General features: G+C 74.2%; 20 protein-coding genes and 5 tRNA genes. 11 read left to right on the top strand and 14 right to left on the bottom strand.

Annotated features, from left to right (window positions below):
* The first annotated feature begins 74 nt into the window (after positions 1–74).
* The 4 genes from AB0C01_RS03695 to AB0C01_RS03680 all read left to right on the top strand — a co-directional run bounded on the left by AB0C01_RS03695 (position 75) and on the right by AB0C01_RS03680 (position 4,401).
* Entirely contained in the window at positions 75–1,211 is a 1,137-nt protein-coding gene (locus tag AB0C01_RS03695) for an 8-amino-7-oxononanoate synthase (protein WP_357570131.1), read from the top strand.
* A gap of 173 nt (positions 1,212–1,384) precedes the next feature.
* On the top strand, positions 1,385–2,110 hold the full coding sequence (bioD, locus tag AB0C01_RS03690) for a dethiobiotin synthase (protein WP_357247838.1): 726 nt from the start codon (positions 1,385–1,387) through the stop codon (positions 2,108–2,110).
* A 54-nt stretch (positions 2,111–2,164) separates the two neighbouring features.
* On the top strand, positions 2,165–3,724 hold the full coding sequence (locus AB0C01_RS03685; protein WP_357570130.1) for a histidine kinase: 1,560 nt from the start codon (positions 2,165–2,167) through the stop codon (positions 3,722–3,724).
* Entirely contained in the window at positions 3,724–4,401 is a 678-nt protein-coding gene (locus AB0C01_RS03680; RefSeq protein WP_357570129.1) for a response regulator transcription factor, read from the top strand. Before AB0C01_RS03685 ends, AB0C01_RS03680 begins: the two co-directional genes overlap by 1 nt.
* 30 nt (positions 4,402–4,431) lie before the next feature.
* On the opposite strand, the gene AB0C01_RS03675 is transcribed toward AB0C01_RS03680, so the two are convergent.
* From AB0C01_RS03675 to AB0C01_RS03655, 5 genes are all read right to left on the bottom strand, one after another.
* Positions 4,432–5,253, bottom strand: a complete 822-nt coding sequence (locus AB0C01_RS03675; protein ID WP_357570128.1) for an ABC transporter permease subunit — start codon at positions 5,251–5,253, stop codon at positions 4,432–4,434.
* A complete protein-coding gene (locus tag AB0C01_RS03670; protein WP_357570127.1) occupies positions 5,250–6,182 on the bottom strand; it encodes an ATP-binding cassette domain-containing protein in 933 nt (310 codons plus the stop codon). Before AB0C01_RS03670 ends, AB0C01_RS03675 begins: the two co-directional genes overlap by 4 nt.
* Before the next feature lie 69 nt (positions 6,183–6,251).
* Positions 6,252–7,112, bottom strand: coding sequence for a polysaccharide deacetylase family protein (locus tag AB0C01_RS03665; RefSeq protein WP_357570126.1), 861 nt, complete (start codon positions 7,110–7,112; stop codon positions 6,252–6,254).
* 35 nt (positions 7,113–7,147) lie between these two features.
* Positions 7,148–8,269, bottom strand: coding sequence for a cytochrome P450 (locus AB0C01_RS03660; protein ID WP_357570253.1), 1,122 nt, complete (start codon positions 8,267–8,269; stop codon positions 7,148–7,150).
* A gap of 66 nt (positions 8,270–8,335) precedes the next feature.
* Positions 8,336–9,004 carry a 50S ribosomal protein L11 methyltransferase gene (locus tag AB0C01_RS03655; RefSeq protein WP_355029349.1) on the bottom strand — a complete coding sequence of 223 codons (669 nt, stop codon included), beginning with the start codon at positions 9,002–9,004 and terminating at the stop codon, positions 8,336–8,338.
* A 162-nt stretch (positions 9,005–9,166) separates the two neighbouring features.
* Here AB0C01_RS03655 and AB0C01_RS03650 point away from each other — a divergent pair, with 162 nt between their 5' ends.
* On the top strand, positions 9,167–10,039 hold the full coding sequence (locus AB0C01_RS03650; protein WP_357570125.1) for a hypothetical protein: 873 nt from the start codon (positions 9,167–9,169) through the stop codon (positions 10,037–10,039).
* Between the two features lie 46 nt (positions 10,040–10,085).
* Here AB0C01_RS03650 and AB0C01_RS03645 read toward each other — a convergent pair whose 3' ends face one another.
* From AB0C01_RS03645 to AB0C01_RS03635, 3 genes are all read right to left on the bottom strand, one after another.
* Positions 10,086–13,016, bottom strand: a complete 2,931-nt coding sequence (locus tag AB0C01_RS03645; RefSeq protein ID WP_357570124.1) for a M36 family metallopeptidase — start codon at positions 13,014–13,016, stop codon at positions 10,086–10,088.
* A gap of 280 nt (positions 13,017–13,296) precedes the next feature.
* The gene (locus tag AB0C01_RS03640; RefSeq protein ID WP_357247865.1) at positions 13,297–13,878 is read right to left on the bottom strand and encodes a TIGR03086 family metal-binding protein; all 582 of its coding nucleotides are present in this window, start codon (positions 13,876–13,878) and stop codon (positions 13,297–13,299) included.
* 80 nt (positions 13,879–13,958) lie between these two features.
* On the bottom strand, positions 13,959–14,561 hold the full coding sequence (locus tag AB0C01_RS03635) for a TetR/AcrR family transcriptional regulator (protein WP_357247867.1): 603 nt from the start codon (positions 14,559–14,561) through the stop codon (positions 13,959–13,961).
* A gap of 387 nt (positions 14,562–14,948) precedes the next feature.
* Between AB0C01_RS03635 and AB0C01_RS03630 the strand changes: the two genes are divergently transcribed.
* The 4 genes from AB0C01_RS03630 to AB0C01_RS03615 all read left to right on the top strand — a co-directional run bounded on the left by AB0C01_RS03630 (position 14,949) and on the right by AB0C01_RS03615 (position 16,238).
* A tRNA-Gly gene (locus tag AB0C01_RS03630) sits at positions 14,949–15,021 on the top strand.
* Positions 15,022–15,055: 34 nt separating this feature from the next.
* Positions 15,056–15,126, top strand: a tRNA-Cys gene (locus AB0C01_RS03625).
* A 13-nt stretch (positions 15,127–15,139) separates the two neighbouring features.
* Positions 15,140–15,214 (top strand) — tRNA-Val (locus AB0C01_RS03620).
* Positions 15,215–15,347: 133 nt separating this feature from the next.
* The gene (locus AB0C01_RS03615) at positions 15,348–16,238 is read left to right on the top strand and encodes a glycosyltransferase family A protein (protein ID WP_357570123.1); all 891 of its coding nucleotides are present in this window, start codon (positions 15,348–15,350) and stop codon (positions 16,236–16,238) included.
* Between the two features lie 32 nt (positions 16,239–16,270).
* On the opposite strand, the gene AB0C01_RS03610 is transcribed toward AB0C01_RS03615, so the two are convergent.
* Together AB0C01_RS03610 and AB0C01_RS03605 are read right to left on the bottom strand one after the other, a co-directional pair.
* Positions 16,271–17,005 carry a GNAT family N-acetyltransferase gene (locus tag AB0C01_RS03610; protein WP_357570122.1) on the bottom strand — a complete coding sequence of 245 codons (735 nt, stop codon included), beginning with the start codon at positions 17,003–17,005 and terminating at the stop codon, positions 16,271–16,273.
* 157 nt (positions 17,006–17,162) lie between these two features.
* A complete protein-coding gene (locus AB0C01_RS03605) occupies positions 17,163–17,405 on the bottom strand; it encodes a DUF6458 family protein (RefSeq protein ID WP_357247876.1) in 243 nt (80 codons plus the stop codon).
* Positions 17,406–17,552: 147 nt separating this feature from the next.
* Here AB0C01_RS03605 and AB0C01_RS03600 point away from each other — a divergent pair.
* Positions 17,553–17,625 (top strand) — tRNA-Gly (locus tag AB0C01_RS03600).
* 48 nt (positions 17,626–17,673) lie between these two features.
* Positions 17,674–17,748, top strand: a tRNA-Val gene (locus tag AB0C01_RS03595).
* A gap of 136 nt (positions 17,749–17,884) precedes the next feature.
* Here the strand turns inward: AB0C01_RS03595 and AB0C01_RS03590 are convergent.
* Genes AB0C01_RS03590 through AB0C01_RS03575 form a run of 4 tightly spaced genes read right to left on the bottom strand, consistent with a single transcriptional unit; the run spans position 17,885 to position 25,431 of the window.
* On the bottom strand, positions 17,885–20,638 hold the full coding sequence (locus AB0C01_RS03590) for an ABC transporter permease (RefSeq protein WP_357570121.1): 2,754 nt from the start codon (positions 20,636–20,638) through the stop codon (positions 17,885–17,887).
* Positions 20,635–23,805 (bottom strand): FtsX-like permease family protein, encoded by a 3,171-nt coding sequence (locus AB0C01_RS03585; protein WP_357570120.1) that lies wholly within the window; start codon positions 23,803–23,805, stop codon positions 20,635–20,637. The genes AB0C01_RS03590 and AB0C01_RS03585 overlap by 4 nt, the downstream gene beginning before the upstream one ends.
* Before the next feature lie 4 nt (positions 23,806–23,809).
* The gene (locus AB0C01_RS03580; RefSeq protein ID WP_357247884.1) at positions 23,810–24,502 is read right to left on the bottom strand and encodes an ABC transporter ATP-binding protein; all 693 of its coding nucleotides are present in this window, start codon (positions 24,500–24,502) and stop codon (positions 23,810–23,812) included.
* Complete coding sequence (locus AB0C01_RS03575) at positions 24,499–25,431, bottom strand: ABC transporter ATP-binding protein (protein ID WP_357247887.1); 933 nt, start codon at positions 25,429–25,431, stop codon at positions 24,499–24,501. Before AB0C01_RS03575 ends, AB0C01_RS03580 begins: the two co-directional genes overlap by 4 nt.
* Between the last annotated feature and the right edge of the window lie 131 nt (positions 25,432–25,562).

Here is a 25,562-nt window from a genome sequence, read left to right as displayed (position 1 = left end):
CTGACGGGGGCGGGTGGTAATTTCGCCCGGCGGGTGTCGGGCTGACCGGCGCGGACGGCGGCGAAGGGGTGACGGTGGCGGACTGGCTGGCGGCGCTCGACCGCCGTGCGCAGTTGCGGGCGAAGGCGGGGCTGACCCGGCGGCTGCACCCGCGACCCGCTGGCGACGGCGTGACCGATCTGGCCGGCAACGACTACCTCGGCCTGGCCACGCACCCGGAGGTCACCGCGGCGGCCATGGCGGCGCTGTCGGCGTACGGGCTGGGGGCCACCGGGTCCCGCCTGGTCCGTGGGTCCACCGACGCCCACCAGGCGCTGGAGGACGACCTGGCGCAGTGGTTGGGCACCGGTCGCGCCCTGGTCTTCTCCTCCGGCTACCTGGCCAACCTCGGTGCGCTACGGGCGCTCGTCCAACCTCGGACGCTGCTCGTCTCCGACGCCCACAACCACGCGTCCCTGATCGACGGCTGCCGGATCTCCGGCGCGGAGACGGTGGTCACCCCGCACGCCGACGTGGACGCCGTGGCTGCCGCGCTCGCGGCCGTTCCGGGCCGCCCGGCGGTGGTGGTGACCGAGTCGGTCTTCTCGGTCGACGGTGACCTCGCGCCGCTGGCCCGGCTGCACGCGGTGGCCCGCCGCCACGGTGCGCTTCTGCTTGTCGACGACGCGCACGCGCTCGGCGTGACCGGTCCGGCCGGCGCCGGCGCGGTGGCCGCCGCGGGGCTGGCCGGCGAACCGGACGTGCTGGTGACCGCCACCCTGTCCAAGGCGCTCGGTGGCGCCGGCGGTGTGGTCGCCGGCCCGGCCGAGTTCGTCCGGCATCTGGTCGAGACCGGGCGCACGTTCATCTTCGACACGGCACTGCCACCGGCGGTCGCCGCCGGGGTGCATGCCGCGCTGCGACTGGCCCGGGTCGGCGACGAGCTGCGCGCGGAGCTGTCCGACCGGGTGCGGCTGGCGGTCGGTCGACTGGGTGCCGCCGGGCTGTCCGTCTCCGCGCCGGACGCGGCGGTGATCTCGGTGACCGCCCCCGGGCCGGAGGCGGCGACCGCCTGGGCCGCCGACTGCCGGGCTCGGGGTGTCGCGGTGGGCTGTTTCCGGCCCCCGTCCACCCCGGACAGCCGTTCCCGCCTGCGCCTCACGGTCAGCGCCGGGGTGCCCCGGGTGGATTTCGAGCGTGCCCTGGAGGTCATCGTGGACTGTGCCCCGTGAGCGCGAGGAGTGAGCCGGGGTTGCGAGCCCCGCAGTCGCGAGCAGAGGTAGCCCCGTGAGCGCGAGGAGTGAGCCGGGGTTGCGAGCCCCGCAGTCGCGAGCAGAGGTGGCCCCGTGAGCGCGAGGAGTGAGCCGGGGTTGCGAGCCCCGCAGTCGCGAGCAGAGGTAGCCCCGTGAGTGGGTGGGAGGGGCCGGTTCTGGTGACCGGGACCGACACCGAGGTCGGCAAGACGGTGGCGACCGCGGCGATCGCGGCCGCGGCGCAGGCCGCCGGGCTGCGGGTGGCGGTGGTCAAACCGGGCCAGACGGGTACGGCGGGCGGTGAACCAGGCGACGTGGACGTGGTGAACCGGCTGGCCGCCCCGCTGACCGGCCGCACCCTGGCCAGTTATCCGGATCCGCTCGCCCCGTTGGCGGCCGCCCGGGTGGCGGACCTGCCGCCGTTGGAGTTGTACGAGGCGGTGGACGCCGTCCGTGCGGAGGCGGACAAACACGACCTGGTGTTGATCGAGGGTGCGGGTGGGTTGCTGGTGCCGATGGGGTTGCGTCCGTCGGGGGAGCTGTGGACGATGGCCGATCTGGCGGTGTCGCTCGGCGCGCCGGCCGTGGTGGTGGCGCGCGCCGGGTTGGGCACGCTCAACCACACCGCGTTGACCCTGGAGGCGCTCGATCGGCGGGCGGTGCCGGCCGGTGTGGTGATCGGGGCCTGGCCGAGCCGGCCGGAGTTGGTGCACTGGACGAACCTCACCGACCTGGTGCCGAATCTGCTCGGCGCGTTGCCCGACGGCGCCGGGGCGATGGACCCGGGGGTGTTCCGGCGTTCCGCGCCGGGTTGGCTCACGCCGGCCCTGCACGGTGTGCTCGACGACTGGCGGGTCTGGGCCGAGGAGAGCGGCTGAGGACCTGACTTTCGTCGGTGTCCGCGCAGGTCGGGCGTGGGTAGCCTGGCCGCCGTGCGGATCCTCGACTTCTCGCTGCCAGGTCCGCTGGATCGGCGGCGTCGCCTGCTGGTGGACGCGTTGCTCTGGGCGGTGGTCGCGGCCCCGGTCGGCTACGCCGGGGTGAGCCCGCCCTACCCGCGGTACGCGCTGCCGCTGCTGGTCGGCAAGTTGCTGCTGCTCGGCGCGGCGGTGGTGGAGAGTCGACGCCGACCGTTGGTCGCCCTGGTGCTGGTGGTGCTCGGGTCGGTCGTCGATGGCAATTTCGTCTTCGCCGTTCCGGTCTTCAGCTATCTCACCGGGCGGCGCAGCGTCTCCGCGCGCCCGGTGGCCGGGGTCTTCGTGTTGATCGCGGCCGGCGGTACGGCGCTCAACCTGGGTCTGCTCGGCACCGGCGAGGCCACCTGGTTCCTGCTGGCCTCGGTGTTGCTCTTCGCCGCGGTGTTCCCCTGGTTGGTGGGCCGGTACCGGCGTCAGCAGCAGGAGTTGGCCGCTGCCGGTCATCGTCACGTGGAGGCGCTGATCCGCGAGGAGCGCGGTGCCGCCGAGCGCATCCGGCTTCGGGAACGGGCCCGGATCGCCGGGGAGATGCACGACTCGTTGGGGCACGACCTCAGCCTGATCGCGTTGCGTGCCGCCGCCCTGGAGGTCGCCGCCGACCTCGACGGGCGGCATCGGGCCGCGGCGGGGGAGTTGCGGGCCAGCGTCTCCGCCGCCACCGAGCGACTGCACGAGATCATCGGCGTGCTCCGCGAGGAGGGTGGCGAGTCGGTGCGTCCGAGTGGGGAGACCGTCGCCGACCTGGTGGACAATGCCCGGGAGGCCGGCCTGGCGGTACGGCTGGAGGCCGCCTCGGCGGTCGCGGAGCTGCCGGCGATGACCGGCCACGCGGCCCACCGGGTGGTCCGTGAGGCGCTGACCAACGCCGCCCGGTACGCGCCGGGCGCCCCGGTCGACGTTCGTCTCATCCGCGACGGTGAACGGGTCGAGGTGAGCGTGGTCAACGGTGCTCCGTCGGGTGACCCGCTGCCCGCCCCGCCGTCGCAGGGCTCCGGGTTGCTCGCCCTCGCCGAGCGGGTCCGCCTCGCCGGCGGGACGCTCGACGCCGGTCCCCGCGCCGACGGAGGGTTCGCCGTGGTGGCGGCGTTGCCGGCGACCGCGCCACCGGTGGAGGCGATCGAGAGCGATCTTGCTGGACCGTCCGGCGGCTGGCCCGGCCCGGTGGAGCGGCCGGTGGACGCGGAGCGGCGGCTGCACGACGCCCGCCGGCGCGTCCGGCGCAGTCTGCTGGTGGCGCTCCTGGCACCTGCCGGTTTCGCCCTGGTGCTCTCGCTCGTCTACTACCCGGTGGCGACCGCCGGGACGGTGCTGGACCGGGCCACCTTCGACCAGATGCGCGTCGGCACGGCCCGCTCGGAGCTGGAGGGTCTGCCCCGACGGCAGGTGGAGAACCCCGTCGGCGTCGACCGGGCCGGCTGCGAGTACTACACCGACGGCAACTTTCCCCTCGCCGAGCCGACGTGGCGGCTCTGCTTCACCGACGGCCGGTTGGCCAGCAAGGAGTGGATCGCGTAGTGGACGCCGACAGGGCCGGGGCAGCGCCGGTGCGGGTGGTGCTGGCCGACGACGAGGCGATGATCCGGGCCGGTGTCCGGGCCATCCTCGCCACCGACCCCGCTATCGAGGTGGTCGCCGAGGCCGGTGACGGGCGCGCCGCGGTGGAGCTGGTCCGCGCGCACCGACCTCGGGTCGCGCTGCTGGACATCCGGATGCCGCGGCTGGACGGGTTGGCCGCCGCCGCCGAGATCCGCCGGCTCGTGCCGGAGACCGCGACGATCATGTTGACCACATTCGGTGAGGACGACCATGTGGCCCGCGCGCTCGGGCACGGCGCCAACGGTTTCCTGCTCAAGGCCGGTGACCCGCGGGAGCTGATCGCGGGTGTGCACGCCGTCGCCGAGGGCGGCGCGTACCTGTCGCCGCGGGTGGCCCGCCGGGTGATCGAGCTGGGTGCCGGCCGGTTGGCCCGCCGGCCCGCCGCGCGGGACCGTACGGCCGGGTTGACCGAGCGGGAACGGGAGGTGCTGGCCCTGGTCGGGGCGGGGCTGTCCAACGCCGAGATCGCCCGCCGGCTGCACCTGGTGGAGGGCACCGTGAAGAGTTATCTGACCAGCATCTTCACCCGGCTGGACGTGCGTAACCGGGTGCAGGCGGCGATCCTCGCGTACGAGGCGGGGCTGGTCGACGGCTGAGCGGGGGCCGGGAAGCCCCCGCTCAGGTCGTCAGGCGTCGCGGCGGCGCAGCGCGACCCGGCCCAGCAGCAGTGCGGCACCGGCCCAGCCGGCGAGCAGGAGCAGCCCGACCAGGCTCGGGTACGGCTCGGTGTCGCCGGCCAGGAAGTGCCCGCCGGCCACGCCGGGGAACACGTCGGCGATCCGGTTCAACACCTCGATGTCCGGCTCCTGAAGCGACAGCGGCACGATCATCAGGGTGGCGAGGAGCACGACGATCGTGAGCACCGCGCTGCGCAGTGCGGCGCCGAGGCCCAGCGCGAGCACGCTGATCAGCGCCAGGTAGACCGCCACCGCCACGATGTCGCCGATCGTCTCGGCGGCCGGGGCGCTGCCCCACTCGCCGAGCACCGGCCGGGCCACCAGGGTGCCGACGCCGCCGAGCAGCAACCCGAGCGCGAAGGTGACCGCCCCGGTGACCACGGCCTTGGCCAGCAGCACCCGGCCGCGCGACGGGGTGCACTGGAGCGTGGTCCGGATGGTGCCGCTGGTGAACTCGGCGGTGATCGCGAGCAGGCCCAGCGCCAGTACCACGTACTGGGTCAGCTCGACCGAGTCGATCAGCACGCTGCCGACGGTGACGATCCCCCGGTCGTCGGTCGGGTCGTCGTTGGTGTTGGCGTTCGCGGCGTAGATGGCGAGTTGGCCGGCGCTCGCGGCCATCACCAGCAGCCCGGCCAGCGCCGTCCACCAGGTGCTGCGGACCGAGGAGAGCTTGGTCCACTCGGCGGCCACCGCCCCCCGGAGGGTGGCCGGCGCACCGGTGGTCGGCGTGCTGGCGGGGCGGGTGCCCGTGTCGGTCTGTGCGCTCATCGTTGCCCACCCTCGGTCGGGCCGCCGGCGTACTCGACGCTGTCGGCGGTCAGTTCCATGAACGCCTGCTCCAGGGTCGCGGCCTGCGCGGTCAGCTCGTGCAGTCGTACCCCCAGTTCGTGCGCCAGGTCACCGACCCGGTCCGCGGTGGTGCCGGTGACGGTCAGCTCGGTGCGGTCGGCCGCCACCACGCTCGCCCCGGCGGCCGTGAGGCGCGTGGCCAGGGCGGCCAGCCCGTCCGGGTGCGGGCTGCGCACCCGGACGGCGACCGTGCTGCCGGCGATTACCTCGCCGATCGGCGCGTCGGCGAGCAGCCGGCCCCGCCCGATCACCACGAGTTGGTCGGCGGTGAGCTGCATCTCGCTCATCAGGTGGCTGGAGACGAAGACGGTCCGACCCTGGTCGGCCAACGAGCGCGTCAGGTGTCGTACCCAGCGCACCCCGTCCGGGTCGAGGCCGTTCACCGGTTCGTCGAACATCAGCACCGGCGGGTCACCGAGCAGCGCGCCGGCGATGCCGAGCCGTTGGCCCATGCCGAGGGAGAGGGTCCGACCCGGTTTGCCGGCGGCCCGCGCGTCCAGCCCGACGGTGTCCAGCACCTCGTCGACCCGGCGGGCGGGGATGCCGTTGCTGCGGGCCATGGCGAGCAGGTGTGCCCGGCCGGAGCGGGCCGGGTGGATGGCGCGGGCGTCGAGCAGCGCGCCCACCTCGTGCAGCGGTCGGCGCAGCTCCCGGTACGCGCGTCCACCGACCAGGGCCTGTCCGGCGGTGGGACGGTCCAGCCCGAGGATCATCCGCATGGTGGTGGACTTGCCGGCGCCGTTGGGGCCGAGAAAGCCGGTGACCCGGCCGGGCGCGACGTCGACGGTCAACGAGTCGACCGCGACGGTCGCCCCGAACCGTTTCGTCAACCCACGTAATGTGATCATGCGCTGACGCTAGGCGTGCGGCCCGCTGCCGCGCCGCGCCCGAACGGCAGCACCCGACCCTGACTTTCGTCAGGTCGTCGGCGCCTCGGTCAGCACGTAGTCCTCCAGCAGCGCCGGCGTGAGCCCAGCCCGGTGGATCGCCTTGAGCGCCGCGAGCAGGTCGTCCATCAGCGCCGGCCGGAAGTGCATCAGCAGCACGTCGCCGGGCCGCACCACCTTCTCCGGGGTCTGGTAGCGCACCTTCCCCTCGTGCACGGTCTCGGTCCAGTGGAAGACCGCCTTCGCGCCGCAGTCGTGCGCGGCCCGCAACGTGGTGGCGTCGTGGTTGCCGAAGGGCGGGCGGAACAGGGTCGCGCGTGTGCCGAAGAGCGTCTCCAGCGTGTCCGCCGCCCCGCAGATCTCCCGCTTCTGGTAGTCGTACGACCGGCCGGACAGCGAGGTGTGCGTGATGGTGTGGTTCTCGACGACCCCGCCCGCCGCCACGATCCGCCGGAAGTAGTCGGTGTGCTCCCGCGCCGCCGGCGAGTTGAGGAACATCGTGACCGGGATGTGCGCCCGCTCGATGAAGTCGGGCACCGCGGGCGGGCGGGCCAGCCCACCGTCGTCGATGGTGATGAAGGCGACCTTCTGGTCGGTCGGCAGTCGGTGCCAGAACTGGGCCGCGCCGGTCGCGGGCAGCGGCACCGGTTGCGGTGGCGGGGCCTCGGGGAAGGTCGGCACCTGGGACACGTACCAGTCCAGACTCCCCGGTGTGGGCTTCACGGTCGGGGACGGCGAGGTCGACGGCGGGGCAGGCGAGGCGGACCGGGCCGGCTGGCCCGTGGTGATCTGCCGTGCGTGGATCGTGCCGCCGGCTGTGCAGGCGCTCAGCGCCAGCAGGGCCAGAACTGGTACGACGGCGAGGATCCGACGTGCGGGGGTCGCTGACACGCCCGGAAACCTACCGAAGCGAGATCAGGATCTCATCAGGCCGGTGCCCCCGCCGAGCGGCGGATGACGAAGGCGTCCGGCATCCGGAAGGTGAGATTGTCCGGGCACCAGGGCGGACGGACCACCGCCACCCCGTCCAGCAGCGGTGCTGCCTCGGCAACCACCACGGCCGCCTCCATCCGGGCCAGCACGTCACCGACGCAGCGGTGGGCGCCCGCACCGAACGACAGGTGGCGACGGGACCCACGCTGGCCCGGCCGGAACTCGTCGGGCGTCTCGACCACCGCCGGGTCGCGGCCGGCGCGAGCCAGCCAGAGCACGAGGCTGCTGCCCGCCGGGACCGCCGTACCGCCGAGTGTGCTGTCCGTCGCCGCCACCCGCCGCCAGGTGACGATCGGCGGCTCCAGCCGCAGCCCCTCCTCCACCACGTCGGCCACCGCGACGTCGCCGGTGCGTAGGCCGGCCCGCACCGCGGGCTCGCCGGCCAGCCGGTGCAGCAGCAGGGTGAGGAACTGCGAGGTGGTCTCCTGCCCGGCGACCAGCAGGAAGAAGAGCGCGCCGACCACCACGTCCGGCGGGTGCCCGGCCGCGCGCAGCTCGCCGGCCAACCCGCCGCCGGTGGCCGCGAAGTCCCGCAGTACGCGGTGGAACCGGCCCACCTCGGCGGCGAGTGCCAACTGCCGGTCGGTGTCCAGCGGCGCCCAGAACAACTCCAGCGCGGCGCGGGCGAACTCCTTGACCGCGCCGACGGGCGCGTCCGGCAGCTCGACCAGTCGGGCCAGCGTCAGCAGCGGCAGGTCGGCGGCGAGGTCGGCGTACAGGTCGACAGGCGCGCCGGTGTCGAGCCGGGTGCCGAGCCGGGCGACCCGGTCCCGGACCAGCGCGGTGAGCCAGGGCCGCTGCGCGGCGACCCGCTCGGGGTGCAACGCCGCCGCGACGATCGCCCGGATCTCCGGATGGCTGGCACCCGAGTTGTTGGCAAGCGTCGGGGGCAGCCGGAACCGGTGCCCGGCGAGCACCCGCAACGCGGTCACCGGCATCGGGGTCACCGCGTCCAGCGCGTTGTCCGGCCGGTAGGTGACCGGGTCGGCGAGCACCTGACGGACCAGCGCGTGTCGGGTGACGACCAGGTGGCGTACGCCGACGTGGTCGCTCACCTCGGCGACGTCCGGCCAGGGTGCCTGGACCGCGGACCCCCAGCTGGAGAACAGCACGTCGACACGCTAGCGGGCGGCCCCCGGCAGCCCGGCGCGCAACTGCCAGACGGTGGTGCGCTTCACCCGTACGCTCTCCAGCGCCTCCGGCACCGGCACGTCGTAGGCGGCCAACTCGTCGAAGCGGTCGCGGGGCAGGAACGCCCGGCCGGGGTCACCGACCAGCGCCGGTGCGCCGGCACGCGCGGCGCGCAGCAGGAAGCGCAACACCCGCCGGGCCATCGCGTCGCTGTAGAAGACGTCACCGGCGAGCACCACCTCGGCGTCCCCGGCGTCGGAGTCGAGGATGTCGCCGAACTCGGCGTCGACGCGTACCCCGTTGGCCTCGGCGTTGAGCGCGACGGCCGCCACCGCCAACTCGTCCACCTCGACGGCTCGCACCGCCGCCGCCCCGGCGCGGGCGGCGGCGATGGCCACCAGGCCGGAGCCGGAGGCGAGGTCGAGCACCCGGCGGCCGGCGACCAGCTCCGGGTGGTCGGTCACGTAGCGGGCGAGGGCCTGCCCGCCGGCCCAGGCGAACGCCCAGAACGGCGGCGGCCGGTCGGTGGAGAACTCGCCCTCGGTCAGCTCCCACAGCCCGATCGGCTCGTCGGCCTGGTGCAGTCGCACCTCGGGGACGAAGGGGACCGGGGCCAGCCGGGCGTGCAGCCGGACGAACGTGCTGGAGAGCTCGGACACCAGGCGATTCTCGCGCACCGGCGATGCCGGGCGGCGCGGGGAGGTGGACCGGTACGGGTGAGGGGTTCACCACCCTCGGTGAAATCACCACTCGTCCTTGGCGTCCGCTGCGAAGACACCCCTCTGTCCGGCCCGCCCGTTTCCTCCTAGCGTTTCCCGGGAGTGACGAGAAGAGGCGAGGTGGTGGTGATCGTGTGGCGGTACGCGCTGCGGGTCGGGGCGTTGGTTGCCGGCGTGACGGGGGCGGTGCTGACCCTGGCCGCGCCGGCCCAGGCGGCCTTCGCCACCGAGCTGAGCGGCCTGCCGGCCCGGTTCACCGCCGGGGATCAGGTGCGGACGATCTCCGCGGTGGTGTCCCAGACGGACCGGCGCGGCGGATGCGTGAAGGTGCGCTGGTCGATGGTGCTCAGCGTGCAGGGCATCCGACTCGACCAGGTGAAGATGGACCGGGTGGAGGAGACCGGCGATTTCCCGCTGGAGGTCCGGACTGAGGGTGACGTGGCCCGGCTGACCGACCGGCAGCTCGACCCGGGCACGCTCTGCCCGGGCCGCACGGTCACGGCACGCTACCGGGTGGCCTTCGCCGAGGACGTCACCCAGGGGCGGGTCACCCTCGCCGCCGAGGCGTACGACGCCAACGCGCGCCTGCTGGCCCGGCAGACGGCCACCCGCTCGGTGCGGGGCGCGGGCGCCACCCCGACCGGTACGCCGACGCCGAGCGCCACCCCGGCGCGGCCCAGCGAGCCGGCGAGCGCGCCGGCCGAGGAGGACGACACGTCCGTGGTGGAACCGGCGGGCGACTATCCGGCCGACGCGGCCCCACCGGCCGGCCGCCCAGCCTCGCAGTCCGGCGGGTTCGGCGTGGTCCACGCGGCGTTCCTGCTCGGCGGGTTGCTGCTCTTCCTCGGGATGGGTCTGCTGCTGCGGCTGCGGCACCTGACCCGGGCCCCGGCCGACGAGGCCGAGGAGCCGCCGGTGGACCGGCGCTGGGAACGGCCGGTCCCCGCCGACCGCTGGCGGCCGGCCCGCCGCTGATCGAGGGACGTGGGGGCCGGCGGGTGGTCCGCCGACCCCCACGGTGTCACCCCGAGAACGCCTGGAACTCGGCGATCCGGACCTGCGTCCGGGCCGGGCTGGCGGTCGCGCAGTCCGTCGTCGTGACCGGGTCGTCGTCCTGCTCGCCCGCGTACCGGGGGCCGCCGGTGCACTGGCTCGCCAGCACCTCCAGTCGCAGGTGGGTGGCGAGCGTGCTGGGCACCGTGAACGTGCGGAGGTTGATGTCCCGGCTGTACGACCGGTACGCCCCGCCGGGGAACGCGTCGCCCGCGCTGGTGTAGATCCGCTGCCAGCGCGCCGGATCCGCGCAGTCGGTGGTCGTCGCGTTGCAGGCGGACACCGCGAACGAGCGCAGCGCGCTGAGCGCGTTCTGACTGCCGGTGTCGGCGTCGCCGGTGATCGCCGGGCGCAGCATCGCGCTGACGTTCACCCGCTTGACCGTCTGCGGGGCGCCGCCGGGCAACGCCACGGTGAGCTGCCGGCCGGCCACCCCGTCCAGGGAGGCCCAGTTCGTCGCCTCGGTGTCGTCGGCGATCCGGTCCAGGTTGACCCCGTCGCCGGTGATCGTCGCCCCGGACGCGGTGGACGCCAGGTTGCGGCTCATCCGCAGGTCCACGAACCCGTCCTGGTCGGCCTTGGCGACCACGCTGAGCCGCTGGTGCCCGAAGCCGGGGGCCACGGCGAGCAGGTCGTACGTGCCGGCCACCATCTCCACGGTGTCCGGGATCGGCGTCGCCGGGTCGGTGTCGGCGATCGGCGTGGCCCGTGCCTCGTACGCCCCGACGTACACCCGGATCGGCGCGTCGGCGCTGTCCCCGCGCGGGCGCAGGGTGAGCGTCGCGTTGCCGCCGCCCGGTGAGGCGAAGCTCGGCGTCGGGTCGGTGTCGCCGGCGCCGTTGGTGGCGGCGTCCCGGCCCATTCCGGAGCGGGCGAACTCGGCCCAGATCAGGTCCTGGTTGGCGCCGCCGAAGCGAAGCAGGTCGGCGGTGAGCATGTTGTCGCGCATGTCGAGCATGCTGACCTGGCTGGCGGCCTGGAGCAGGAACGAGTCGAAGACCAACTGCGACCAGCGCCGGTTGCCGGGGCACTTGTCGGCGGCGACCTTCCCCTGTGCGCAGTCGAGCTGCCGCTGGCCGGTGCCGAGGCCGTACCGCTTGACCAGCGCGGCGCGGACCCGGAAGTTGGTGGCGCCCCAGATCTCCCCGTCGGCGTGCACGGCGGGACCGGCGGTGTTGTAGCCGATGTCGGAGTAGTTGAGCGGGCTTCGGCTGAGGTCGTAGTTGCGGATGCCGCTGACCAGGTTGCCGGTGACGTAGCCGCCGGTGACGAAGGGCGTCTCCCCGGGTGCGCGCAGTCCGTTCTGGAAGAGGTACTCGGCGGCGAGCAGGTCGCCCCACGACTCTCCCATCGCGCCGCCCTGGTGGCCGCCGATCCCGCTGTCCGGGCCGGCGATCATCCGGTTGGTGATCGCGTGGGTGTACTCGTGGCCGATCACCGTCATGTCGTAGTCGCCGTCCACACACGGCGGGTACGGGCCACCGGCCTGCGGCTGCCACAGGTACATGTTCGTGGTCGGCGGCTGCCCGTCGCGCCCGGTGCCCTGGTTGGCGTTGTTCCGGTTGCCGGTCAGCGCGCCCTGCTGGGCGCGGCCCTGCTCGGCGTCACCGCCCAGCCCGGCCGGGGTGAGGTTGACCGCCTGGAGGTTCCACGCCGACTCGGTGAAGCCCAACTGGTACGACCAGTCGTGCATCCGGTTGTGCATGGCGAAGAGGTTGGCGATCGACGCGTCGGCGTCGTTGCGCTGGGCGGAGGTGAACACCTCCGGGTTGCACTTCGCCTGGTGCCACTGGTCGGTGAACGGGTACTCGTAGCGGCGCTCCGGGCTGGTGGTGGCCGGGACGATCGGGGTGCCCGCACCCCAGGAGAGCACCGTGTTGGCCGAGTTGCCGCGCGAGGTGAAGGTGGGTGTGCCGGTGGCCGCGTCGATGTCCCACGGTTGGCCGGTGGCCGGGTCGCGGAAGGCGGCCTGGCAGCCGGGCGCTGGGTCGCCGCACCAGCGCACCCGGGGGTCCTGCCCGGGGCCGAGGTCGCGGGGCGGGGTGGCCGGGAAGACCGCCCAGCTCGGGTTGTCGGAGTCGAAGTCGACGAGGTCCTCCCGGACCAGGACCTGCCCGGTGCCACCGTCCACGTAGCTGGTGAACGCGACCGGGTCGTCGGCGTCCGCGCCGATCATGGTCACCTCGTAGGCGGCCCGTGGCCCGTCCAGCGGCGTGGGTACGGCCACCGACCGGATGGTGTGGCTGGCCACCGCGGCGGCGGTCAGCCCGGCGTCGGCGAGCGCGGCGGCGTACGCCTGCTCGGCGGTGCGGGTGGCCGGCGCGGGCGTACCGGTGTGGCGGGCCAGCGAGGAGCTGACCGAGAGCACCGTGCCCTTGGCGACCGCGAGGGTGACGAGACCGTCCGGCCCGGCGGGCAGGTCGCCGAAGCGTTGCCGGAGGGTGACCACGGCGCCGGTGCCGATCGGCCGGACCAGCACCCGTTCCATGCTGGCCACCGCTGCGGGGTCCAGGCCGAACAGGTCGCGGTTGGCCCCCAGGTAGGCGCGGGCGGCGGCTTCCGGGTCGGCGGGCAGGCCGGTGGCGAGCGGTGCGCGGCCGGGGCCGAGGGCCTGCGGGGTGCCGAGTCGGTTCCACCGGACGTCGGGGTCGGCGGCGCGGGCCAGGCCGCGTTGGCGGGCGTCGGGTGCCGCCGTACCGGTGCGGTTGTCGGCGTCGGCGGGCTCGTGCCCCTCGCTGAACGGTCCGGACCGGCGCTCGGCGGACGCCGCGCCGCCGGTGGGGGCCGCGGTGCTCACGCCGGTGGGGAGCAGCGCGGCGACCGTGGCCGTCGTCGCCAGGACGGCGATGAGCCGGCGTCGACGCCGGCTCATCGGGGGTGACCATTCGGGTAATGGCACGGGACCTCCTCGTGGGAGCGGAAGGGCCGGCGGCCGCCGACCGTCGATGCGCGGTGACGCATGCGCATCTGTGGATATCAGTCGATCGAGATCGCGGCAAGGTCCCGGGGGGTCCGACGGGCCAACTGATCGAAATAGCTCGACTTCACGAAAGCCGGCCTCTGGTAGAACGCGTCAGGCGGCTGGCACCCTCTGGCGGGCCGCCCGCGGCGTCACGCGCCGCGCGCGCTCAGGCGCTCAACGCTTCAACGCTCGGCGGGCGGTCGGCTTTTCGGGGCGGTCAGTCGCCCGGCGCCCAGTCGGGGTTGCGGCCGAAGGCGGCCAGCAGGTGGTCCTGCTCGTCGGCGTCGTCGGGGACCCGCACCCCGGTCTGGACCAGGTTGTCGCGGCGGTAGTCGTCGATCTGGCCGGCGAACCACCGGGCGGCCACGTGCACCGCATCCGGGTCGAGCCGCGGCTGCGCGCCGATCGCCACCGCCACATCCCAGCCGTGGACGAGATGCTCGGCGAGGAGTTGCTGAAGGTATTCCGCGGCCGGGGTCTCACCACCGGACAGGTGCACGGCGCGGTCGAGCGTGCCCGGATGGGTGGCGGCGATCTCGGCCTGCGCGGCTGCCTCCCGCGCCACCGCGATCGGGTCGTCGCCGAGTTGGTCGCCGTCGAGTCGGTCGCCGACCTCGTCGATGGTCCGGCCGGCGAGCAGCGGGACGCTCCACCGGTCCTCACTCACCACGTGGTTGACAAGCGTGCGTACGTCCCAGTCGGAGCAGGGTGTCGGGTCGGACCACTGGCCGGGCCCGACCTGGTCCACCCGGTCGACGAATTCGGCCAGGCTCCGGCGGTACGCCTCCAGCAGATCCATGCTGCCGATTGTTCCGGTCGGCGGGGCGGGCCGAGCCGTTTTGCCGGGCCTGGTGGGGGCGATTGCGCCGGCTGTCCGGCTCAGTCCAGGTCGCTGAGGTCCAGGCCGAGCTCCCGGGCGGTGACCAGCCGGACCCACTCGCCGAACTGCCGACGGGAGATCACCCGGTCGTGTACGGCGAGTTGGACGGCGAGGCCGTCCATCACCGCGCTGATCCGCCAGGCGGCCCCGTCCGGGTCGGCGCACTGGAAGGTGCCGTCGGCCACCCCGGCGGAGATCACCGCAGCCAGGTCCTGTCGCCAGCGCAGGTCGAGCCGGCGGGACACCTTCTCCAACTCCGGGGTACGCAGCGACTCGGACCAGCCGTCGATCCACATGGACCAGGAGGTTGCCCGGCCGGCCGGCGTGTAGAGCTTGAGGATCCGGCGGAGCTTGGTCAGCGGGGGAGCCGAGGAGCGGGTCACCGTGTCCAGTCGGGCCAGATCCTGCTCGACCGCGTACGCGAAGGCCTGCGCGAGCAAGCGATCCTTGGTGGCGAAGTGGTAGAACACAAGTGCCTGACTCACGCCGGCGGCCTGTGCCACGTCGGCCGTCCGGGTGTTGGCCAGACCGCGCTCCACGATCACGTCACAGGCGGTGCGCAGCAGGGCATCCAGGCGGATCTCGGCCGCACGTCTCGTCACGACCGTTACCGTAGCCCATCCGATTGAACACGAACAGTTACCGCTACGGCCGGATCCGCGATGCGACAGTCGGAAGCCGGACACTTCCTCGGGGTGCGGTCAGTCGTTCCTGTGCGAGCGTTCACCGAGGTCCGCCGCGCGTGGATGATGCACGAAGTGCCTGGTGGGCGACGTGCGGCGCAACGATGGCCATCATCGTCCGCGCGTGCCCGAGCGTGACGGTCGGTGGCGGTCACCGGCACCAGGCCAGCCCCCTAGGAAGCCTGCCCGTGGTGGTCCCGATCCCCACCCGGCAGGGATGGGACGCGCCGAGATGACCCCGAGTTGGCAGTCTCTCACTGGCTCGGCTAAAGTTCTCATCCGTCACCCGGGAACGTCCGGGGGCGTGCGGACGTAGCGCAGCTGGTAGCGCATCACCTTGCCAAGGTGAGGGTCGCGGGTTCGAATCCCGTCGTCCGCTCGGAGCTGCCGCCACGCATGACGGGGGCAACCTCGGTGGGGTGGCCGAGAGGCGAGGCAACGGCCTGCAAAGCCGTGTACGCGGGTTCAAATCCCGTCCCCACCTCGGCAACAAGCACGGGCGATTGGCGCAGTGGGAGCGCGCTTCCTTGACACGGAAGAGGTCACTGGTTCAAACCCAGTATCGCCCACCAGCAGATCAGCGGCTCGTCACCGGAATCCGGTGACGAGCCGCTGCTGTTCAGCCTCCGGGACAGCGCCGGTGCGGCTTCGCATGGCACGCTTCCAGCGCGACGATCCATCGATTCGCAATGGCGGGGGCGGACCATGACCGGGGCGGCTGGACCATCCGACAGCGCCGAAGCGGGTGCGGCCCGCGCACCGAGGGTCTCGATCGTTGTGCCGGTGCACAACGAGGAGGAGACCATCGGGCCGTGCCTCGATGCGGTTCTCCGGCAGACGACGCCGGCAGACGAGATCATCGTGGTGGACAACGCCTCCACGGACGCGACCCGGGCCCGGCTGGCCGACTACACCGATCGGGTCGTGCTGCTCACCGAACCGCGGCTGGGCGTACTGGCCGCCCGCAACCGTGGCCTGACGGCGGCCACCGGCGACGTCATCGGGCGGATCGACGCGGACACCAGGCTGCCGCCGTACTGGGTGGAGGCGGTCCGCCGAGTCTTCGCGGACGACACCGTCGCGGCGGTGACGGGTCCGGTGACCTACTACGACATCCGCTTTCCGGCGGCCCTCAACGCGGTGGACCGGACGCTGCGCCGGGCGTGGACACTGCCGAGCCGGCAGCGGCTCGACTGGCTGTTCGGCGCGAACATGGCGGTCCGGGCTCGGGCCTGGCACGCCATCCGGCCCGACCTCTGCGACGACCTCCGCTACCACGAGGACCTCGACCTCGGCATCCACCTGCGGCGGGCCGGCCACCGGGTGGTCTTCGCCCCCGGGCTCCGGGCCGGCACCTCGGCGCGCCGTTTCCGGAACGACCCGGCCGACTTCTGGGCGTACCTGCGGATGATCGACGCCTCCTACGCCAGCCACTCGGGGCGGGCAGGTAGCGCCAGTTACTGGCGGGCCTGGCTGACCAGCCGGCTGATCATGCTCTGCTACCTGCCGTTCCGGGCGCTGCACCGAACCCACCCGGCCTACACCGCCGCCGCCCTGCCCCGGAAGAACCCGATGGCGGCGGAGCCGTCGCCCTAGCCCGGACTGGCCCGGCCGGGCGTGCTGGGTTCCTAGAAGGTGAGGATGCGGAACTCGCCCACCGGCCGGAAGCCGAGGCGGCGGTAGACCGGCTCGCCGATCGGCGACGAGGTGAGGGCGGCGGCGCGGGCGCCTCGCTCGCTGGCCAGGTCGAGCGCTGCCCGGGTCAGGGCGGCGCCGATGCCCCGGCGGCGGTGCTCGGGCTGCGTACCCACGAAGTAGAGCGTGACCAGTCCGTGGCTGAGCCAGGCGACGGCCGTTCCGACCACCTGGCCGTCGTCCAGGCGACCGGCCAGTCGGAGCACCGTGCCGTCGCCGGTGAACGCCTTCTCCCGCTCGATCGTCGCGGCCACCCCACCCGCCGGTATCCCGGACACCCGGGCGTACGCCGGGACGAACGTGTCCAGGTCGGTGGTCTCGGTGATGCGCAGGCCGGCGGGTGTCGCGACCTCGGCTGCCGCGTCGATCGCCACGGTCATGATCGGCAGGCGGGCCATCTCGGCCGCGCCGAGGGAGAGCAGACCGTCGGCGGTTCCGGCGTCGCTGTCCGGGCCGACCCACCAGACCCGGGGTACGCCGTGCAGGCGCTGCCGGGCCTCGACGAGCGCGTCCTGCGGTGTACGTCCGGCCACGCGCAGCACGCCGTTGAGGGTCGCGTGCGGCACCTCGCTGCGGTACGTCGGGAGGTCAGGCCCTCCGGCCGCGCCGATGTTCCAGCCGAGCAGGTACGCCCGGTGCGCGGCCAGCACCGTGTCGAGAGACTCCACGATCCGGATGTTAACGCGGCCTCCGCGGCGCTTCACCTGCGGAAATGGCTTGATTCAACGGGTGTGACCGGCGGCACGCCGGCTGCTCACCTCGAGGCCGCCGGCACGTCCGGCATCGCGCGGTCGCTGGCTGCGCCGGCGGCGACGTGTGGTCGGGTCACATGGGCGGGGCGATGTCCCGACGCTCCTCGACCCGCGCGTACTCCACCGGCTGCTCGGTGGTGGTGACCACCTGACGGCGGCGACCCAGGATCAGCGCGGTCATGATCAGGCCGAGGACACCGGCGCCCATCAGGATCCAGCCGACCACGTCGAGGTTGATGCCGCCGACGCTGGCGTCGAGCGCGAAGGTGAGGATCGCGCCGAGCGCGATCAGAAAGATGCTGGTGCCGATACCCATGACAGCCTCCTTAGGGGGATGTGGTGTGCTGTCGAGCCCCTCAGTACCCCGGCGCGGACCAGCGCAACCGTCACCGTCCAGGGTGCCGTGCCAAGCGATCTTGGCATCGGGTAGAGTTCACCTGTCGCCGGCGGTTGTCGGGGACGTGCGGACGTAGCGCAGCTGGTAGCGCATCACCTTGCCAAGGTGAGGGTCGCGGGTTCGAATCCCGTCGTCCGCTCGTGATTCGCCCCGACGGGGGCTGACCGCCGGTTCCGGCGGTCACCACGGGCGATTGGCGCAGTGGGAGCGCGCTTCCTTGACACGGAAGAGGTCACTGGTTCAAACCCAGTATCGCCCACCATCCACACCGGCAGATCAGGTGGTCCGTCAACCCGGACCGCGGGGGTCGCCGTTCCTGCCCGGCTCGACGGCGTCCGAGGCGATTCGGCCGAGCGCCACCTGGCCGCCGGCCACCGCCCGGTCCGGCCACCGCTTGGTTACTCGCCGGCCCGGAGGACCTCGCTCAGCCGGTCGCGTCGCCGCAGCGCCGACTCGACAGGTACGACCGTGGCGGCCGTCGCGATCAGCGTCACGCCCACCAGGCCCAGCAGCCACCACGGCAGGACCGGCACCGGGTCGGCGGTTTGGCCGGTGAGCAGCCGCAGGTCGAGTGGGCCGAGCGTCAGACGTGCGAGCAGGGCCCCGAGGAGCGGACCGCACACCGCGGCGACGACGACCGGCGGCAGCAACTCTCCGGCGGCCACCCAGCGGACGTCGCGCGGTCGCAGGCCGAGGGTCCGCAGCCGGGTCAGGGTCTGCCACCGCGCCGACGCGCCGGCTGCGGCGGCGAGCGTGAGGCCAAGCAACCCCAGCGCCACCAGCACCGCGGCGGCCGTCCACGCCAGCCGTAGCAGCCCGGCGGTCAGCGGAGCCACCCGCTGCGCCCGCAGGACGTCCGCGCGCAGCACGGCCTCGGAGGCGACGCCGGTGTTCGACACGGCCCGCTCCGCGCCGGGTCCGGTCACCCAGACGGTGTTCGGAGCGGTTGGCAGCCCGGCGGCGGCGAGGGCAGTGGCGTCCACGATGACGACGTCGTTGGTGCCGCCGACGGAGGGAGCGGTACCGACCGCGGCAAGGGGGATCGCCGGGGCGTCGTCCCGGGGGAGCTTCAGCCGCATGCCGGTCCGCAGCCCGCCGTCGCTCGATCGGACCAGCGCCGGGACGTCCCCGGGGCCGGGTGCCGTGAGCCGGGCCAGCGCCGGCGCGTCGGGCAGCGGGGTGGTGGCCAGCAGGCGCTGGAACGCGTTGGCGTCCACGACGACCAGGAGTGGGGTGAGCAGTGTCGATTCGGTGAAGACGGGCGCCGAGGCGGTCACCTGCGCGACGACGACCTGCTCCACCCCGGGTGCGGCGGCGATGCGTTCGGCGAGTGCGGGTGTGGCGGTCGCGGCGTCGGTGTCGACGTTGAGCCGGGCGTCGGCGCCGACGGTGCTCCACGCGCCGTCGCTCAGACCCCGGGTGACGGTGGGGCCGAGGATGAGCGCGAACGACGCGAGCGCCGTGGTGCTGACCACAACCAGCAGCGGCAGTGCGCGCCCGGCCGTCGTGGCCGCCTGGGCGGCACCGAACACGGCCAGCGGGCGGCGCGAGCGCAGGGCCTGTCGGAGCGCGAACCGCGCCCCGAGGGGCAGCAGCCGGAGCAGGACGAGTGCGCCGACGAGCGCGCCCAGAGTCAGGGCGCTGATCGGCAGGACCAGGTCTCCGGTCAGCCCACCGGTGTCGCCGTCGGGGCCGGCGGGCAGCAGTCCGCGCTGGTGCAGGGCCACGAAGGCGGCGACCGCGGCGATCAGGACCGCGGCCTCCACGGCGGCGCGGCGCAGCTGACCGGTGGCCTGGATCCAGCGCCGGGCGGCCCGGTTGGCGGGTTGGCGCCGGTCGCGGCTGGCGCGGGCGGCGGCGAGGATGCCGAACGCCGGCCCGGCGACGGCGCCGGCCAGGACCAGGGGAACGGCCCAGGTCCAGGAGACGCCCGGAGCGGCCGCGCGGGCGAGCGCGAGCCCGACGGCGGCGGCCGACAGGGATACCACTGTGGACTCGACGACCAGTTCCGTACCGAGGTCGGGTAGTGCCGCCCCACGCTGACGGGCGGCGCTCAGCGCCGGGGTACGGCGGCGGACCAGCAGGTCGGCGGCGAGCAGCAGCACCAGCACCGTGGCGGTCAGTACCCCGGCGAGCAGGACGGCGGCCTGTGCGGCGGCGACGCTGTTGCGGGCACTGGCGTCGCGCAGGGTGGTGTCGAGCCGCGATTCCCACTTCAGGGACCTGTCGCGGTCGCCCGACGAGCCGGAGGTCGCCTTGAGCTTGACCACCTGCCGGGCGAGGGCCGCGGTGGCGTCCCAGGTGAGCGCGGCGGGGTCGGGGGCGAAGTGGACGGTGCGCCGCAGTTGGTCCTCGTCCACGGCGAGCCGGGCGTCCGGCAACGACGCACGGGACAGCAGGCCACCGATCCGGGTGGTCCCCACGCCGTCGGCGCCGGGCACGGGGCGCAGGAGCGCCGGGGCGAGTCGCCAGAGGGGGTCGGCGCTGTCCGCGGGCCGGTAGATACCGCTGATCCGGACGTCCCGGTCACGGCCCTTGTTGTCGCTGACCGGGATGCGATCGCCGGGGCCGAGGCCGAGTGCGGCGGCGTCGGCGTCGGAGAGGCCGACCTGCACCGGCCAGGGTGGGGCGTCGTAGGGGATCTCGACGTACTCATCGGTGACGGCGGCGCCGGGCGCGGTGCCGGCGATCCAGGTGACGTCCGGGGCGCCCGACTCGCCGTCCAGGTAGGTGAACTGGAAGGTACGCGGCGCGCTGCCGTCGGTGATGCTGAGGACCGGGCCGTTGACGACGACGACGGGCGGGAGCAGCGCGGCGTCCAGTTCGGGTCCGAGCGCGTACGTCGCCCGCGTGCGGAAGCCGTCGACGTCGTCGGCGAGGCGGGGCACCCGGACCCGTCCGCCGGCCGACCCGTCGTCGGGTTCCCAGTGGGCGAGGACGAGGACGTTCGAGTCCTGGCCGGAGCGGCGTACCGCGTCCTGGATGGCGTCGTCGGCGGCGGCGCGGAGCAGCGTCGGCACGGCCCCGGCGAGCAGCGTGACGGCCGCGATGACGGCGGCGGTGAGCAGCAGTGGTCCGGCGTCGGCACGGCCACGGCCGCGGATGCTGGGCCAGTGCGGCGCGGGCAACCGGCGGGTCAGCCACCGCTTCACGGCGCCACCCGCAGGTGCGCGGCGTCGGCCCGGCGGACCTGGACGGTGACCACGACGGCGACCGCCAGCAGGCATCCGGCCAGCAGGACGGCGAGCAGTGCGGCCTCGGCTGGCCACGGCCACTGTGGTTGGGCGGCCGGGACGGGCGCGGCACCGGTGTCGGAGCGCACGAGCAGGGGAGCGACGAAGCGGGTGGCGAGCGCGCCGAGGCCCGCACCGGCCGCGAGCAGGGGCAGCAGGACGCCTGCGTGCTGGCCGAGTAGGACGGCCCGGATGCCGCGCCGGGACATCCCCAGGCCGCGCAGCCGCGCCACCTCGACGGCGCGGAGCTGGAGGTCACAGGTCACGTGCAGGACGACGCCGGCGAGCAGCAGCAGGGCCGCGGCCGGGACGGTGAGCTGGAGCGCGGCCGGCAGCCCGACGCGCAGCGGGCCGCCGGTGAGGCGGGCGGTCTCCGCCCCGCGGGTCGCGACGGTGCCCAGGTGCAGGGCGCCGGCCCGCTCGGCGGCGTCGGGACCGGCCGGGTGGCCGACCCACCAGGCGTCGACCGGGAACGTCAGGTCGCCTCGGACGGCGCGTGCGCGGGACAGCGTGTCCAGGTCGGCCAGGACGGCGACGGCGCCGGGGGCCGACGGTACGGTCGGCACCACCCCCGTGATGACGATCGGGACGGGCGTGCTGCCGACCGTGATGCTGAGCTGACTGCCGCTGTCGGCGTCGACCTCGCTGGCGAAGGCGGCGGAGACGGCGACGGGCACCGGGCCGGGGTCGGGGAAGGCGGTGGCGACGAGGGTCCGGGCGGCGTCCTCGGCGCCGCCGTCGAGTTTGACGATCGCGGCCATCCGCAGCGCGGTTCCCGTCGGCGTGGCGGACAGCGTGACGGCCGGGTCGGTCAGCTTGCCGGGGATCGGCGGCGCGGACGTGGCGGTCCAGTCCGATCCGTCGGTGGGCCTCTCCACCGATCCGGCGGGCGGGATGGTGAGCGTGACGGCTATGGCGACGGGTCCCCCGACCGCGTCGGTGGTGATCGGCAGGGCGACCGCGACGAGGCGCAGCCCGTCAGTCGTCGCGCAGTTGGGCAGCCGAAGCTCCTGGCCGTCGAGGGGTAGGGCGGGACCGCCGCAGGACGTGCGGAGGCCGGTGGCGTCCTGTAGCAGCAGCCGGGGCGTCACGGTGAGTGGAGTGTCGCCGGCGGCGGTCCCGCTCAGGACGAGCGGGGCGCCGGTCGGGACGGGGAGGCCGGCGACCCGGGTGCGTGGTGCCAGCGTGGTGCCCACGTCCGCCCATTCGCGGTCGCTGTCCAGCCGTCCGCGCAGCAGCGCGTCGGCGCGGGTGGTGTCGACGGCGACCAGGTGCGGCGGGATGCCGGCGCTGCCGAGCCACTGACCGACGGTGACACCACGGTTGAGGGCCGGACTCACCACCCCCGTGGTGGCCGCGCTGACGGCCGCGCCGTCGCCGGCCGCCGGCGCCGTGCTGAGGGTGAGTGCCAGGTCGGTGCCGACGGAGAGCGCCGCCTGGTCGCGCTGCGACTGGTGCCACGTCGTGTCGAAGGCGAGGCCGAAGGTGCCGGCCGCGCAGGCCAGCCCGACGAGCAGCCCGGCGGCGACCGCCTGTGGCCGGCGGGCGGCCTCCGCGACGGCCAGCGGAAGGGCCAGCCCACGGGCGCGGTACGCCAGCCGGTCGGCGGCGCGAAGCGCGGGCAGGACCACCCGGAGGGCCAGGGCGGCGCCTGCGGTGAGCAGCAGCGCGGGTGCGAGCACCCGGACCGCGTCGACGCGTGGGCTGGCGGCGGTGGGCTGCGCGTACAGCTGCCACCATCCGGCGGCGGCGAACACCGCGAGCATCACGTCGGCGCCGGATCGGGCCAGCAGTTCGCGGCGGGTGCGCTGGTCGCCGGCCGCCGGGACGGGCCGGATCGCCAGGATGGTGAGGACGGCGGCGAGCACCAGCGCGCCGCCGGTGACCGCGAGGACCTGGGCACCGGCGATGGCCGGCCGGACGGTCAGGCCGGCGCCGTCCAGCGGCGGCAGGTGGGTCAGGCCGGCGTGCAGGGCCGACGAGGCCGGTATCGCGAGCGCGGCGGCGACGGCGGCGACGAGCCCGGCCTCGAGTGTCGCGGTGGCGGCGAGCTGGCGACGACTGGTACCCAGGGCGGACCGTAGGGCGGTCTCCTCGGCGCGGATGCCCGTGGTCAGCCGGCCGGCGAGGACGAGTGCCGCCGCGGCCAGGACACCGCCGAGGACGGCGATGGCGAGCACGACGGCGGCGGTGACGTGCCGTTGGTCGTCGGCGGCCCGCAGGGTCAGCGGCAGTTCGGAGGAGACACGGGCGAGCTCGACGCGGTCGCCGAGGGTGCCCGCCAGCCGGCTGTCGGCAGCACGGACGGCCCCGGCCACGGTTTCCAGGTCGTGGCGGTTGGGGTGGGACAGGTCCGGATGGGCGGTGAGCTCCATCCGGTCGATGGTGGCACCGGTGGTGAGCAGGTCGTCGAGGTCGACGAGGAACGGGCCGTAGGCGTTGACCGGTTGCAGGAAGCGGCCGTCCCGGTAGCCGGTGCGGTAGCCCTCGGTGGACAGCGGATCGCGGTCCCAGCCGCGCTCCGGCAGCGGGCGTACCACGCCGACGACGAGCACGTCGATGGCCGGGACGGGCGCGTGGGCCAGTTCGGCGCCGAGGCGCACCCGGCGGCCGGGGGCGAGGCCGAGCAGCCGGGCGGTGGACTCCAGCAGCACCGTGTCGCCAGGGTCCTTCGGCCAGCGGCCGGTGACCAGCTCGGCTCGGGCCGGCAGGTCGTCGAGCCCCGACAGGTACGCCTGGGCTCCGACGCTGGTGCCCTCGGCGAGCGTGGGTGGCAGCGCCCGCAGCACTGTCGACGCCCGCGCGGTCGTCGTCACCGGGTACGGCCCGAGTGTGGAGGCCACCACGGTACGGGTGTCGGCGGCGACCGACGACGTGTGCGGGCCCTCGACGGTGCCGGTGTAGACGGTCACGTCGACGGCGGCGGGGACGGCGCGGGCCATGGCGACCTCCAGCGCCCGCTCGGCGGTGCGGGTGACCAGCAGGGTGCAGGTGCCCAGCAGGGTCGCGCCGATCGTGACGACCCCGAGGAGGGCTGCCAGCAACGGCCACTGCGCGCGGGCGCGCCGGCTGACCAGCCTCATCATCGCGTCACCCGGCGTCCTGTTCGTCGAGGTGTCCGTCCTGGATGTGGATCACCCGGTCGGCCAGGGCCATCATCACCGCGTCGTGCGTCGACACCACCACGGTGACGCCTTCGGATTCCACGATCCCGCGCAGCAGGGCCATCACCGACAGGCCGGTCTCGGCGTCCAGTTGCCCGGTGGGCTCGTCGGCGAGCACCAACTGGGGCGAGGCGGCCAGCGCGCGGGCGATCGCCACCCGCTGCTGCTGGCCGCCGGACAGCTCGGCCGGCCGCTGCCGGGCGTGGTCGGCCAGACCGATCAGCTCCAGCAGCAACTCGACCCGCCGCTCACGCTCGCTGGGGTCGACGCGGGCCATCCGCAGTGGGGCCGCGACGTTCTCCGCGGCCGACAGCACCGGGATCAACCCGAAGTTCTGGAAGACGTACGACACCTTCTCGCGCCGCAGCCGGGACAGCCCGTCCTCGTCGAGCGCGGTGACGTCGGTGTCGCCGACGTGCACGGTGCCGGCGTCCGGGCGGTCCAGGCCGCCGATGACGTTGAGCAGGGTGGTCTTGCCCGAACCGGACCGGCCGACGAGCGCCACCATCGAACCGGCGGCCACGTCGAACGACACGTCGCGCAGGGCGTGTACGACGCTCGGCCCGGTGCGGAAGCGCCGGTGTACGCCGCGCACGCGAAGCAGCGGCTCGCCGCTCACTCGCCGCTTCCCGAGTCGGGGCGGATCGTGATGTGGTCGGGTTCCAGGGCCAGCCGGACCCGTCGGGTCAGCTCCAGCGCCTGGCGGAACTCGCGGGGCACCTGGACCCGCCCGGCCCGGTCCATCACGGCGTACTCCTCGGCGATCATCTGCGTGTCACCCTCCGCGTCGGTGGTGGTGCGGCGCAGCACCTCGCTGCTGGTGCGCCCGTCCCGGATCGCGACGGTACGTTCGACCTGGCCGCTGACCTCCGGATCGTGGGTCACCACGACGACGGTCACGCCGTACCGGCGGTTGACGTCCCGCAGCACGCCGAAGACCTCCGCGGACGTGGCGGCGTCCAGTTCGCCGGTCGGCTCGTCGGCGAGCAGCACCCGCGGCTGGTTGGCCAACGCCACCGCGATCGCGACCCGCATCTGCTGCCCACCGGAGAGTTGCCCGGGTCGCCGATCGGCGCAGTCGGCGACACCGAGGCTGTCCAGCAGCTCGGCCGCGCGCTCCCGGCGCTCCTGCTTCGGGGTTCGGGCCGCCGTCATCGGCAGGTCCACCATCTCCCGTGCGGTCAGGTACGGGATCAGGTTGCTCGCCGTCTGCTGCCGGACGAACCCGACGGTGCGCCGCCGGTAGTCCACCCGGTCCGCCCGGGACATCGCCAGCAGGTTCCACCTGTCGACGCGGACCCGCCCGGCGGTGGGGGCGTCGATGCCGGCCAGGATGGAGAGCAGCGTCGACTTGCCCGACCCGGAGGCGCCGACGACGGCGATCAGCTCACCGCTCTCCACGGCCAGGTCCAGTCCCTGGAGCGCCTGCACCTCGATCGAACCGGTCTGGTAGATCCGCACCAGGTTCTCGCAGACGATGAGCGCGTCGTGGCCGAACTCGGGTGCCCGCGCGGATGGCTGCGGCAGGGACAGCGGGGTGCTGGACATACCCTTCTCCGTCCGGGTCGTGCCGACGTCGAGCCAGCCTCGGATGGCCTCGAGAGGCTGCGGCACGCCAGTATCGCCCACCACAGAAAACTTCTCGTCATCGCAACCCCGGTGGCGAGCCGTTCCCGTAC

Source organism: Micromonospora sp. NPDC048905, assembly GCF_040649655.1.
Taxonomy (GTDB): Bacteria; Actinomycetota; Actinomycetes; order Mycobacteriales; family Micromonosporaceae; genus Micromonospora.
The sequence above is the reverse complement of the archived record's forward strand: the minus strand, read 5'-3'. Positions and strand labels throughout refer to the sequence as shown.